The 13,290-nt window shown below is 60.4% G+C and carries 10 protein-coding genes; 7 read left to right on the top strand and 3 right to left on the bottom strand.

What is annotated here, in order from left to right; translation table 11 throughout:
* Window positions 1-9 precede the first annotated feature (9 nt).
* A complete protein-coding gene (locus ACKLKD_RS04545; RefSeq protein ID WP_023279975.1) occupies window positions 10-1,530 on the bottom strand; it encodes an amino acid ABC transporter permease/ATP-binding protein in 1,521 nt (506 codons plus the stop codon).
* 488 nt (window positions 1,531-2,018) lie between these two features.
* Here ACKLKD_RS04545 and ACKLKD_RS04540 point away from each other — a divergent pair, with 488 nt between their 5' ends.
* The 7 genes from ACKLKD_RS04540 (at window position 2,019) to ACKLKD_RS04510 (ending at window position 8,490) form a co-directional block, all read left to right on the top strand.
* Complete coding sequence (locus tag ACKLKD_RS04540) at window positions 2,019-2,933, top strand: LysR substrate-binding domain-containing protein (RefSeq protein WP_025713898.1); 915 nt, start codon at window positions 2,019-2,021, stop codon at window positions 2,931-2,933.
* Window positions 2,934-3,101: 168 nt separating this feature from the next.
* Entirely contained in the window at window positions 3,102-4,361 is a 1,260-nt protein-coding gene (locus ACKLKD_RS04535; protein ID WP_025713668.1) for a flavin-containing monooxygenase, read from the top strand.
* 24 nt (window positions 4,362-4,385) lie between these two features.
* Window positions 4,386-4,820 (top strand): RidA family protein, encoded by a 435-nt coding sequence (locus ACKLKD_RS04530; protein WP_023279978.1) that lies wholly within the window; start codon window positions 4,386-4,388, stop codon window positions 4,818-4,820.
* On the top strand, window positions 4,817-5,491 hold the full coding sequence (locus ACKLKD_RS04525) for a DUF1028 domain-containing protein (protein WP_080897156.1): 675 nt from the start codon (window positions 4,817-4,819) through the stop codon (window positions 5,489-5,491). The genes ACKLKD_RS04530 and ACKLKD_RS04525 overlap by 4 nt, the downstream gene beginning before the upstream one ends.
* Entirely contained in the window at window positions 5,469-6,641 is a 1,173-nt protein-coding gene (gene argE / locus ACKLKD_RS04520; protein ID WP_375547487.1) for an acetylornithine deacetylase, read from the top strand. Before ACKLKD_RS04525 ends, argE begins: the two co-directional genes overlap by 23 nt.
* A 24-nt stretch (window positions 6,642-6,665) precedes the next feature.
* A complete protein-coding gene (locus ACKLKD_RS04515) occupies window positions 6,666-7,484 on the top strand; it encodes a phytanoyl-CoA dioxygenase family protein (protein WP_032754209.1) in 819 nt (272 codons plus the stop codon).
* Window positions 7,485-7,506: 22 nt separating this feature from the next.
* A complete protein-coding gene (locus ACKLKD_RS04510) occupies window positions 7,507-8,490 on the top strand; it encodes a zinc-dependent alcohol dehydrogenase family protein (RefSeq protein ID WP_165931802.1) in 984 nt (327 codons plus the stop codon).
* Between the two features lie 2 nt (window positions 8,491-8,492).
* Here the strand turns inward: ACKLKD_RS04510 and tynA are convergent, their stop codons facing one another.
* The gene (gene tynA / locus ACKLKD_RS04505) at window positions 8,493-10,760 is read right to left on the bottom strand and encodes a primary-amine oxidase (protein ID WP_025713672.1); all 2,268 of its coding nucleotides are present in this window, start codon (window positions 10,758-10,760) and stop codon (window positions 8,493-8,495) included.
* Window positions 10,761-11,039: 279 nt separating this feature from the next.
* Window positions 11,040-13,085, bottom strand: coding sequence for a phenylacetic acid degradation bifunctional protein PaaZ (paaZ, locus tag ACKLKD_RS04500; RefSeq protein ID WP_087805484.1), 2,046 nt, complete (start codon window positions 13,083-13,085; stop codon window positions 11,040-11,042).
* Between the last annotated feature and the right edge of the window lie 205 nt (window positions 13,086-13,290).

Below are 13,290 nucleotides of genomic sequence, written 5' to 3'. Positions count from 1 at the left end.
TCCCGATAGTTAAGCCAGAGAAACATCTTTGAGAAAGGCCTCGACGCGCGGGTGTTGCCCGCTGCGCATCGCCTGCGGCGTGTCATCGCACACCACCCGGCCTTTCTCCATAAACACGATCCGGTCGGATACTTTGAAGGCGAAGTTCATCTCGTGGGTGACGATGACCATGGTGATGCCTTCGTGGGCCAGGGATTCGATAACCTGCAGCACTTCATTCACCTTTTCCGGATCCAGCGCCGAGGTGGGCTCATCGAACAGCATGATCTGCGGACGCATCATCAGGGCGCGGGCGATCGCCACCCGCTGCTGCTGACCGCCGGAGAGCTGGTGCGGATACTTCCAGGCGTGCTCCAGCATGCCCACTTTGTGCAGCAGTTCGCAGGCGTGCTGGCGCAGCTCCGCGTCACTTGCCAGGCGGTGATAGCGCGGGGCCAGCAGCAGATTGCCGAACACCGTCAGGTGCGGGAACAGGTTGAAGCTCTGGAACACCATGCCGATGTTCAGGCGATGTTCGGCATTCTCCATAAAGCGCGGCTTCTGCTGTCCCTGGCGGTCGAGGTGAATAAAGGGTTGGCCGTTGATCTGAATTTCACCGTTGTCGATCTGCTCAAGACCATTCAGCAGGCGAATGAGGGTGGTTTTCCCCGAGCCCGACGGGCCGATGACCGAGACCACCTCGCCGGGCTGGATCTGCAGGCTTACCGCCCCCAGCACTTCGACGTTGTTGTAGGCCTTATGCAGCTTAGAGGCCTGCAGCGCCGGTTCATGACTCGGGGTAACGCTGCGCGCCATCGCCGGGCGGCGGGCGCTGGCCAGCCGCTGCATCTCGGCATCCACCGGACGGGCGGTGTTGCGCTGGGTCACGTCAAGGTAGTTCTCCAGCCGTTTCAGCAGAAAATCGAACACCGTGACGATAAAGATGTAATACAGCGCCACTGCCGTCATGGTCTCCATGACCAGAAAGTTCTGCGAGTAGAGCTGCTGGCCGACCATCAATATTTCGGTCAGGGAGATCACCGACACCAGCGAACTGAGCTTCACGATGGCGATATATTCATTGGCCAGCGCCGGCAGGGCGACGCGCAGCGCCTGAGGGATGATCACTCGCCACTGGATCCCGGCGTAGCGTAAACCCAGGGCCCGCGCGGCTTCGCTCTGCCCGCGAGGGATGGAGAGCAACCCGCCGCGGTGGATCTCGGCGATATAGGCCGCTTCGCTGAGAACCATCGCCAGCAGGCCGGCCCAGAAGGGATCGTTGAGCACCGGGGCGAAGGAGGGCAGCGCCTGCGGCATGTTGTAGACAAAAATCAGCAGGACCAGCAGCGGCATACTGCGAAATAACCAAATATACAGCCGGGCAGGGGTGGATAACCAGCCGCGCGGCGACTGTTTGGCCAGCGCCAGAATAAATCCGAGCACAATACTGCAGCCCCAGGTCAGCAGACTTAATTTAATGACGGTCCAGGTGGCCCACCAAAAATCGGCATCGCTGAGCAGGCTTAACATGTAGTTCCAGTTAAACGTCATGGGCTATTTCACTCGTCATAATTATCAAAAATGAAAGTGGCTCGGCTGTGCCGTAATGGGGCGCCACCGTTATTCATCGTGCGAATACACTATGCTGGCAGGAAGCTTTCAGAGGCAATTAGTAAATTTTTGGCCTTTAAGTTTAAAAAAACTATACAGCGATATTAACGATATGGAATTTAAAGTGATTGTTAAGATACTTTGCGTAAACAATTTAAAAACAATGACTGTAATTCAATAACTCTATTTTGTGGGGGAAAGGTATTTTGCGCGAAACTGGGGCGACCGCTGCCTGCCCAATGTGCAGCGTGATGCATGATGGTGCAACGGCGGAAATAAACGATGCAGACGCAGAGCGATAAAAAATATTGTTGCCCCCTGGCGGGCAATGCGCCGCTCTTTTCCGCGGGTGGCACGCGGATTGCTTGCGACGTAGAGGAAAACTATTCCGCCTGTGCGCCGGACCATATTTTATCAATGGTGATGCTATGAACCGATTTACCCTGAAGCAGCTCAAATATTTCGTCACCGTGGTGGAGACGGAGAGTATCGCCGAGGCCTCCCGCCAGCTGCACATTGCGCAGCCGTCGATTTCGATTGCCATCAAGAATCTGGAGAGCACCTTCGACCAGCAGCTGTTTATTCGCCACCATGCGCAGGGCGTTTCGCTCACCTCCAGCGGCCGGCGGATCTACGATAAAGCGAAAGAGTTGCTGCGCCTGTCCTGGGAGTTCGAACAGAATTCGCGAGCGGATAAAGAGCTGGTTTCCGGCATGATCTCCATCGGTTGCTTTGAATCGGTGGCCCCGCTGTATATGCCGAAGCTGGTGGCCGGGTTTAGAAAATGCTACCCGGACATCACCCTGCAGTTGTACGACGGCGAACAGCATGAGCTGATGCATGGCCTGCACCGCGGCCGCTTCGACCTGGCGCTGGTTTACGATCTGGAGCTTGGTCATTCGATCAATAAAGAGCGGCTCAATGCCCCGCATAAACCCTACGCGCTGCTGCCCGCCGCGCATCCGCTGGCGCAAAAGGCGCAGGTGACGCTGCAGGAGCTGAGCCGCGAACCGATGATCCTCCTCGATGCGGTCCCGAGTAAAAATTATTTTATCTCCATCTTTAAGGAAAAGGGTTATCACCCGGAAGTGGCTTACAGCTCCCCCTCCATTGAAATGGTGCGCTGTATGGTGGGCCAGGGGCTGGGTTTTTCGGTGCTGGTCACCCGGCCCTGCTGCGATATGACCTATGATGGCGAAAGGGTGGTGCAGCGGGATATTGCCGATGAGATGCCCGCCTCGACCTTAATTATGGCGCATCTCGCAAATAATGAACCCACGCGGCCGACGCAACTGTTTATGGATTATTGTCGCAGTATTGAATTAACCCCAACTCACGCCTGAAATAATGCCTGTCGATCCGGCAGGCATTATTTTTTGTCGTCACTCAGCCTCGTAAATTTCTATTCAGTCGATCGTTTTATAATATTTTACCAATTCGTCACAGTTAAATAACCTGAAAGCCGTCAATTCCGGCGACGTCGTCGGCAACTGTGCTTGAAGGATAGCGAAATGACTGAACAGATTACCGAGATCGATACCCTGGTGGTGGGCGCGGGGCAGGCGGGCGTCGCCATGAGCGAGCATCTGACCCGGCTGGATATCCCCCACCTGGTGCTGGAAAAGCAGGGTATTGCCCAGGCCTGGCGCAGCGGACGCTGGGATTCGCTGGTCGCCAACGGTCCGGCCTGGCACGATCGGTTCCCGGGCATGGTGTTCCCGGACTGCCCGGCAGACAGCTTTGTCGGCAAAGAGCAGGTGGCAGACTATTTTGCCGCCTATGCCCGCAGCTTCAATGCGCCGATCCGTACCGGGGTGGAGGTCTTCAGCGCCGAACGCCTCGTCGGACGGCCGGGCTTTCGTGTCGACACCTCGCAGGGGGTGATTGAAGCGCAGCGCATCGTGGCGGCCACCGGGCCGTTTCAGCGGCCAGCGATCCCGGCCATCGCCCCGCAGAGTCCGGCTATTCACCAGCTCCACTCCGCGCACTATTTTAACCCGCAGCAGCTACCGGAGGGCGGTGTGCTGGTGATTGGCGCAGGTTCCTCCGGCGTGCAGATTGCCGATGAGCTACAGCGAGCCGGACGCGCGGTGTGGCTGTCGGTGGGAGCGCACGACCGCCCGCCGCGTCGCTATCGTCAGCGCGATTTTTGCTGGTGGCTCGGGGTGCTGGGAATGTGGGATGCCGCGGCCAATGCGCCGGGTAAAGAGCATGTCACTATCGCGGTGAGCGGCGCGCGCGGCGGCCATACCGTCGATTTTCGCCAGCTGGCGCATCAGGGGGTCACGTTAGTGGGGCAGACCCGTGGCTTTGACGGTGACAAAGCACTGTTTCACCACGACCTGGCGGAGAATATCCGCCGCGGCGATGCCTCCTACCTTGCGCTGCTCGACGCCGCGGACGCGTGGGTGGCCCGCAACGGTATGGACCTGCCCGAAGAGCCCTCCGCCCGCGAATTTCTGCCCGATCCGGCCTGCGTTACCGACCCGCTGCTCAGTCTCAATCTGGCGGAGGCCGGGATCGGCACCATCATCTGGGCGACGGGCTACACCACCGACTATCGCTGGCTGAAGGTCAACGCCTTCGATGACGCACAGCGGCCACAGCATCACCGCGGCGTATCGACGGAGCCGGGCGTCTATTTCCTCGGCCTGCCTTGGCTCTCGCGGCGCGGGTCCACCTTTATCTGGGGCGTCTGGCACGATGCCAAATATATTGCCGACCAGATCGCCATTCAGCGCCAGTACCAGCGTTACCAGCCGTCCTGTTAACCGTTGTCCGTAAGGAGTGCTTTGATGCCAACTCATACCCGTATTCGCATGTTTAACACCAAAGAGACCTACCCGAACCAGGCGCTGAACAACGATCTGTGCCAGGCGGTGCGGGCCGGCAATACCGTCTACGTTCGCGGCCAGGTTGGCACCGATTTCGCCGGCAATCTGATTGGCCTTGGCGACCCGCGGGCGCAGGCGGAGCAGGCGATGAAGAATGTCGCGCAGTTGCTGAAAGAGGCCGGCAGCGACCTCTCGCATATCGTCAAGACCACCACTTATCTGATCGATCCCCGCTATCGCGAGCCGGTCTATCAGGAGGTGGGCAAATGGTTGAAAGGCGTCTTTCCCATCTCCACCGGGGTGGTGGTGTCGGCCCTCGCGCAGCCGCAGTGGCTGATGGAGATTGACGTCACGGCGGTGATCCCTGACGACTGGCAGGGGGAGGCGGCGGAATGACTCTCTCTATTAGCGCCCGCTGCCCGGAATCAGGTCAGCTGGGCATTGCCATTAGTTCGTCAAGCATGGCCGTGGGATCGCGCTGTCCGTGGCTATTGCCTGGCGTTGGCGCGGTCGCCAGTCAGAACATCACGTTACCGTCGCTGGGGCCGCAGATCCTCAGCGCGCTCGAGGCGGGGGCCAGCGTTGGGCAGGCCCTGAAGCAGGCTCTGGCGGAGGACCGCTTCCGCGAATATCGCCAGGTCGCGGCGATTGACGCCAACGGTGAAGTGGCGGCGTTCAGCGGGGAACATACTCTCGGGATCGGTGGCACCCTTGCGGGAGATAACTGCGTGGCGGCGGGCAACATGCTGGCCAGTCACGAGGTGATCGCCGCGATGGTGGCCGCCTTCGAGGCGGCCACCGGTGAACTGGCCAGCCGGCTGCTGGCCGGGCTGCGCGCAGGGATTGCCGCCGGGGGCGAGGCCGGCCCGGTCCACTCGGCGGCGGTGAAGGTGGTGGACGATTACCCGTGGCCGGTGGTCGATCTGCGCATTGACTGGGCGGAGACGGATCCGCTGGCGGCCCTTGAGCAACTGTGGCTGGCCTGGGAGCCGCAAATGGACGCCTATATTACCCGGGCGCTCGACCCGCGCGAGGCGCCCGCCTATGGCGTCCCCGGCGATGAATAACATCCTCGCCGCGCTGCTGGCCTTTGATACCACCAGCCGCCATTCGAACCTGGCGATGATCGACTGGATCGCCGATTTTCTCGCTGACCGCGGCGTGGCGTCGCGTCGTTTTTATGACCCGTCGGGCGGCAAGGCCAATCTCTACGCCCGGCTGGGGCCGTCCGGTGGCGGTGGGGTAATGCTCTCGGGCCACACCGACGTGGTCCCGGTGGACGGCCAGGCCTGGAGCGTGCCGCCGTTCAGCCTGACCGAGCGCGATGGCCGCTACTATGGCCGCGGCAGCGCTGATATGAAGGGGTTTCTCGCCTGCGTGCTGGCGGCAGTGGATGACTTTCTGGCGGCGCCGCTGCGCATGCCACTGCATCTGGCCTTCTCTTATGACGAAGAGGTCGGCTGTCTCGGCGTGCGCAGCCTGGTGGATTTTCTGCAGGCCTCACCGGAGAAACCGGCGCTGTGCCTCATCGGCGAGCCGACGGAGATGCAGCCGGTGTTCGGACATAAAGGCAAACTGGCCATGCGCTGCTGCATCGAGGGGCAGGCCTGCCATTCGGCCTATGCCCCGCAGGGGGTGAACGCTATCCGCTACGCGGCGAGGCTGATCAACCATCTGGATCGGCTGGGCGCGCGTCTGGCCCGGCAGCAGGACAGCCGCTTTTCGCCGCCCTTCAGCACGCTGCAGGTGGGCACCATTCAGGGTGGGGCGGCGCTGAACATTGTTCCGCAGTCCTGCCGCTTTGATTTTGAGATCCGCTACCTGCCGGGGATGCGTCCCGAAGCGGTCACCGAGGCGCTGGCGGCCTACGCCCGTCGCCAGCTGCTGCCTGAGATGCGCCGGGTCGGCAGCGGGAGCGACATCCAGTTCCAGCTGTTAAGCCACTATCCGCCGCTGCTCAGCGATCCGCTGTCCGACTTCGCCCGCTGGCTGTCACAGTGGTGCGGCAGCGATCGCTTCTCCACCGTGGCGTTCGGCACCGAAGGGGGGCTGTTCGATGAGATGGGCGTCGCGACCCTGGTCTGCGGACCGGGCAGCATGGCCCAGGGCCATAAGGCCGATGAGTACATCAGCATCGCGCAGACCGAGCGCTGTATGAGGATGCTGAGACAGCTTTGCGCGTGGATGCGTGCCGAACCGGCGGAACCGCTCACCTGATCCCTCAACACAGGAACCCAAGCGATGCACAATCAACACTCTCCCCACATCGATCAAGCGACCATCGACCGCTGGCAGGCGGATGGCGCGGTGTTATTAAAAGGCGTCTTTACCCCCTGGGTCGATCGCCTCGCCGAGGGGGTCACGGCGCTGATGGCCAGCCCCAGCGAGTATGGTCATGCGCGCACGGTGATCCCCAAAGATGGTTCGCCGCCTTTTTTTCAGGACTACTGCAACTGGTCGCGGATCCCGGCGTTTAGCGAGTTTGTCTTTCAGTCAGCGGCCGCCGAGATCGCGGCGGCGCTGATGCAGTCGCAGACGGCGAAATTTTTCCATGAACATACGCTGGTCAAACCGGCCGGAGGCAGCACGGTGACTCCCTGGCATCATGACCAGCCTTACTATTGCGTCTCCGGCAGGCAGAACGTCAGCTTCTGGATCCCGCTGGACCCGGTGGCGGAGGCCACTTCGCTGCGCTGCATTCGCGGGTCGCATCGCTGGGAGGAGGAGTTCAGTCCTACCCGTTTCAATGGCACTAAGCTTTACGAGCACACCCGGTTCAGCGCGCTGCCGGATATCGACGCCCATGAGGACGAATACGATATCGTCAGCTGGGCGCTGGAGCCGGGGGATGCGGTGGCCTTCCATTTCCGCACCGTCCATGGCGCCCGCGGCAACCCCGGCGCGCGGGCGCGACGGGTCTTCTCCGCCCGCTGGGTGGGGGATGACGCCGCGTTTGCCGATCGCGGTGGCGTGACATCGCCACCGTTCCCCGAGCTGACCCTGCGGGACGGCGACCCGCTGGATTCCCCGCTGTTCCCCCAGGTTTGGCCGCGGGCGTGAGCCACTGGCGGCGGGATCTGCTATGATCCCGCCTTTCGCTGTCTGGAGCCTGTCGATGTTCAACGACGCCATTGTTTATGATCGCTACGGGCCGCCGGCCGCCGTGCTGACCCTGAAACGCCTGCCGCTGGCGCCGCTGGCGGGCGGACGGGTGCGGGTCAGGATGCGCTATGCCCCGGTGAATCCCTCGGATTTGATCCCCGTGACCGGCGCCTATCGCCACCGCACCCGACTGCCGGCCGTCGCCGGCTATGAAGGCCTTGGCGAGGTGGTCGCCGCGCCATACGGCAGCCGGCTGTCCGCGGGACAGCGGGTACTGCCTCTGCGCGGAGGCGGCACCTGGCAGCGGTTTATCGATCTGGATGAGACCTGGCTGGTGCCGGTGCCGCCAGCGGTTGACGATCTGCTGGCCGCCCGCGGGTATATCAATCCGCTGACGGCTATGCTGATGCTCAAGCGCTGGCCGGTTGCCGGAAAACACCTTGTGCTGACCGCGGCATCGTCCTCCTGCGCCAGTCTGCTGGGACAGTGGGCGCTGGCGATGGGCGCCCGCTCGGTGAGCGGGATTATTCGCTCGCCGCAGCACCGGGCGCGCCTGGAACAGGCCGGGATCTATCCGATCCTCGATACCGACCGGGCGCTGATGGAGAAGGTCAGCCAGCACAGCGATCTGGTGTTTGACGCGGTGGGCGGCGAACTGGCGAATACGCTGCTGTCGGTGCTGCCCGCATCGTCGATCCTGATCTCCTATGGGCTGTTATCCGGGCAGCCGCTGACCCAGACGCGCGGTAGCGCGACGGTGCGCAAGTTTCATCTGCGGGAGGCGCTGCCGACACTCAGCGTGGCGGCGTGGCGGGCGGCGTTCGACGAAATCTGGCAGCGCCTGCCGACGACCACGCAGCCGCCGGCCCGGCGAATCGCGTTGAACGACTGGCGGGAGGCGATTGCCGCCGCCGGCCAGCCGGGCAGAGGCGGTAAAATCCTGCTCGATTTCACCGCGGGTTAAGATTACTTTTTCTTCTCGCCAAGCGTTGGGGTTTCGTCAAAGAAGTTCCACGGCTTGAGCAGGGCGTGCGCCCACTCGGTCGGCATGATTGGCCACTCTTCGGCGCGCGCCACGTGGGTGGTGCCGGTGGTGATCCACACGACGTCGTCGTGGTTGGTCAGCGACTCATCATCCTTCGCGTACTGGCCTAAGCCAGTATCCTGGGCGGAGCGGTTCGGGTATTTCCCCTCCGGATAACGCTCTGTCGGGTGGTAGCGCGTCACCCATAGCTGTTTATCCATAAAGCTCAGACGATGATAGATCCACTCGTCCGGGGCGAACTTCGCGCCGGTCGCCGCCGGGTGCGTGCCGCCGGCATAAGGGATAATCTGATAAGAGACCGGGTTACCCATGCGGTTCTCTTTGCTGGTGTTGCTCAGCAGGCGAATGGTGCCCGGGTCGAATTTCTGCGCCGCTTTCTGCTCGCTGTCAATGGTGTACTGATTCACCTGCATGGTACTGGTGCGCGGGCCGCCGGCGGTGTTGGGCTTCACTTCCGGGTCCATCGCCACCAGGGTGTTGTTTTCGCCGTCCACGTCGAGGTCGAGGCGGAAATTATAAATATGCTGGTGGGTGGTGCCGACAATATTATGGTCGATCAGCGTCCCGTAGCGGGTATCCTCTTTGGCGCTGGGGTCATGCATGGTCTTCGCCAGCACGCCTTTTACCGCTTCAATCCCGGTGGCGCCGGCGTCGATGCCGATGGTGCCGTTGTCGTGGAACACCCAGTCAAAGATATAATCATAGTTCCCGACGGTACTGATCCAGCGCACCACCAGCTCCCGGCGCTCGGTACTGACGTTAGGTTTGCCCATTTCCAGATGCTTATATTCCGGCCCGGCATAGCGTTCGAATAGGGCGACCGCGCCTGGAATCGTGGTCGGTTTGCCGGTGTAATCGGCGATGGTTTCATCCAGCAGTACCGCATTCGATGGCGCATCTTTGCCGCGGACAATCGGCGAGGTCAGGGTGCCCATGCCGTAATCGCCGGAGTCGAGGTAGGCTTTGAAATACCAGCCGACGTCCGGGTCGCCGTAGGGCACGATCATCCCGCCGAGGGAACCTTCATACATCACCTGGCGTTTTGTGCCGTTATCGTTGTAAGTCACCGTCGAGAGAATGGGCCCGACGCGCGAGTTAAGGCGCAGATGGAAATCCCAGTTCCGCCAGTGGATGGTATCGCCGGTAATCGTATAGTTTTTGCCTTCCGGTTCGGTAATATCCAGCGGTTTCACCGCCGGGGCGTTGCGGTCTCGGCCATCATAAGGGCGCGGTTCCATTGGCACCGGGATCACCGGGCCTTCTTCAATTTTGATAATTTTCTTCGCTTCAAGGTCGACCACCGCCACCAGGTTTTCAATCGGGTGCGCCCAGTAGTTGCCGTCGCCGGTATCCAGATAACTGACGACCTTCAGCAGACGCGCATCCTGCTGCAGGCCATCTTTGCCATCAAAGTAGCCAACGGTGAGCGGGGTGGTGACCACTTTGCCAGGATCGGTGATACCGTGCTTTTTCAGCACCTCAGCGAATTCGCTGCTGGCATTGATAATGTTCTGCACGCTGACAAAATCATCGAGCAGCACCATCCCGTGGGCGCCTTTAACTGGCGTCCAGGAGAGGATTTTTTTGTTTTGCAGATCGACGACGGCTTCAATCACGTGTTTGCCATCGAGCATCACCACATCGGCGGTGCGCGGGGCATCAACGGGCGTTCCCTGCAGGGCAAAGGCCCATACCGCCGCCTTGTCCGGCTCGTGTAAGGAAATCTCCGTAAAGCGGGTATTCGGCTGGAACTCCGGCGCAGCTTTAACAATGGTCACCGCTTCACCGATTTCCGCCGCCGAGAGCGAGTTTAGCGGGTGAGGGCGCTTTTCCACCTGGAAGGTCTGATCGAGACCGGACTGGAACACATCGTTGATAAAGGTATCGGAGACCCAGGCTTTACCTTCCTTCATTACCACCGGCACCGGTAGATCAAGGGATTTGCCGTTGACGATCGCCGTTTTGGCGCCGGGCTTGACTTTGACGTAAGCGCCGTCTTTTATCAGGGTAAACATTTGCGCGTAGTCATCCCACTGCACATCGGCGCCGAATTCCTGCAGCGTTTTATCCAGCGGCACCATGTGGGCTTCGCTACCGTGAGCGAAGACCGGTGATTGCCAGGCGCAAATCACCGCGACAGCCAGCGCCAGCGCGGTTTTACGAGGGGAAAACATTAAGCCGTTTGCCATTGTGACCTCATCTTATTGTTGTGTTGTTATTGCCGCTGCGAATGTCGGCTTTGTTACGCTTACCCTAGCAGTCTGCTGCTCAGGAACGTTTGTTTGCTTTTGCCAGCTTGTTTGTCAGTTTTGCCAGACGGACGTAAAAAATGCCTCCGCAGAGGCATTGAGAACGTGCGCCGATTTTTTTGCCGGGTGGCGGCTGACGCCTTACCCGGCCTACCCAACCGGGTCTGACTGTCTGTAGGCCCGCGCAAGCGCAGCGCCGCCGGGCGATTTTTTTGCAGATTACGCCGGGAAATCTCCCTGCTGGCGCGCCACCAGGGTCAGAATGGAATACAGCGCCACCGCCTGCTGGTGCTGGTTGAAAATCTCCACCGCCCATTCCACCACGCCGGTGGCTTTCTCATCGGCGCTGCGCTGACGCTTAACGGTTTTCCGCTTACAGGTCAGGCGAACCTGAATGGTGTCTCCCGGTTTGACGGGTTCAATAAAGCGCAGGTTTTCCATGCCGTAGTTAGCGATAACCGGCCCGACCCCGGCATCGACGAACAGCCCGGCCGCTGCGGAGATCAGGAAATAGCCGTGAACCACCCGCTCGCCGAAAATCGACTCGGCGGCGGCGATTTTGTCCATATGCGCATAGAAATGGTCGCCGCTCAGGCAGGCGAAGTTAACGATATCCGCTTCGGTCAGGGTTCTGCGCGGGGTTAATAAGCTATCGCCAGGCTGGATCTCTTCGAAGTATTTACGGAACGGGTGAATGCGGTCTTCGCTAACCTGCGCGCCACGCACCCACTGCTGGCCGATGGTCGCCAGCATCGTTGGGCTGCCCTGGACCGCGGTACGCTGCATATAGTGTTTCACCGAGCGCAGCCCGCCAAGCTCTTCTCCGCCGCCAGCGCGGCCGGGGCCGCCGTGTACCAGCTGCGGCAGCGGCGAGCCGTGGCCGGTCGACTCTGCCGAGGACGCCTCGTTAAGGATCTGAATACGACCATGCGCGCGCGCGGCGCCAAGGATAAACTCGCGCGCCAGCTCGCCGCTGGCGGTGACCAACGTCCCGGCCAGACTGCCGCCGCCGGCGCGCGCCAGAGTCAGCGCATGCTGGCGGTCACGATATGGCATCAGCGTCGCCACCGGGCCAAAAGCTTCAATGGCGTGGACTGCCGGCGTTTCATCCGGCTGTGAGCAGTACAACAGGGTCGGCGGGAAGAATGCGCCGTCAGCATTAAGATCGGCCTGTCCGCCAAGCAGGGCTTCGCAGCCGGCGGCAATCAGTTTATTCACCTTATCCTGCACATCCTGACGCTGTTCGCTATTAACCAGGGCCCCCATTTTAACGCCCTCCTGCGCAGGGTCACCGACGGTTACTTTATGCAGGCGGGAGATCAGTGCATCGCTAACCGCATTAATCTGCGCCAGTGGCACAATGATTCTGCGGATAGCGGTACATTTTTGCCCGGCTTTCGCCGTCATCTCGCGGACCACTTCCCGAATAAACAGCGCGAATTCCGGTTGCTCCGGGGCGACATCTTCGCCTAATACGCAGCAGTTGAGCGAATCTGCTTCCATGGTAAAGGGAATGGATTTGGCCACCAGGTTAGGGTGCGACCGTAGCTGCTGGCCGGTGGCGGCAGAGCCGGTAAAGGTCACCACGTCCTGGCTATCGAGATGGTCGAGAAGATCGCCCGCGCCGCCGCAAATCAGGCTGATGGCGCCTTCCGGCACCAGGCCGCTGTCGACAATCGCTTTTACCATCGCCTGGGTGAGCTGGGCGGTAGCGGTTGCCGGTTTAATGATAGCCGGCATACCGGCAAGCCATGTGGGCGCCAGTTTTTCCAGCATTCCCCAGCACGGGAAGTTGAAGGCGTTGATATGTACGGCGACGCCCGACTTCGAGGTCAGCACGTGACGTGCGGCAAAACCGCCCTGTTTGGAGAGCGGAATGAGTTCGTCCTCCGGCCACAGGATATCGTCCGGCAGTTCGCGACTACCCAGCCCGGCATACGTGAACAAAGTACCGATACCGCCTTCAATATCCACCCAACTGTAGGCGCGGGTGGCGCCGGTTTGCGCCGAGATAGCGTAGAACTCGGCTTTCTGCTCCAGCAGGTGTTTCGCCACTGCTTTCAGCATCGCGCTACGTTCAATAAAGGTCATCGCCTGCAGGGCTTTGCCACCGCGTTCAATCGCGAAGCGGCGCGCCTGCGCCATATCCAGTCCTTCACTGGTCACCTCCCAAAGCGCCGCGCCGGTAATGGCGTGATGGATAGTACGGGCGCGGCCCCGGCCGGTCTGCCAGGCGCCGGATAAGTAACTGGCTAACTGCTGCATCGCAAATCTCCAAATATGTTACGTGTGATATCTATAAATAGTTCTTTTATGAATCATAAAAATCAAGCCCGTATTTAATATTTTATTAACATTGTGATCGGTGGTTAATTGGCTGTTGTGCTTATATCGCTGTTTTATCTGCCATTTACAAAAGGTTTTGCGGTTATCATCACAAAAAGAATAAACAAAATTTGTGGTTTTATTT

The sequence above is a fragment of the Klebsiella sp. 10982 genome (assembly GCF_048589245.1).
Taxonomy (GTDB): Bacteria; Pseudomonadota; Gammaproteobacteria; order Enterobacterales; family Enterobacteriaceae; genus Klebsiella; species Klebsiella quasivariicola.
This window is presented reverse-complemented; position numbering and strand designations above follow the sequence as displayed.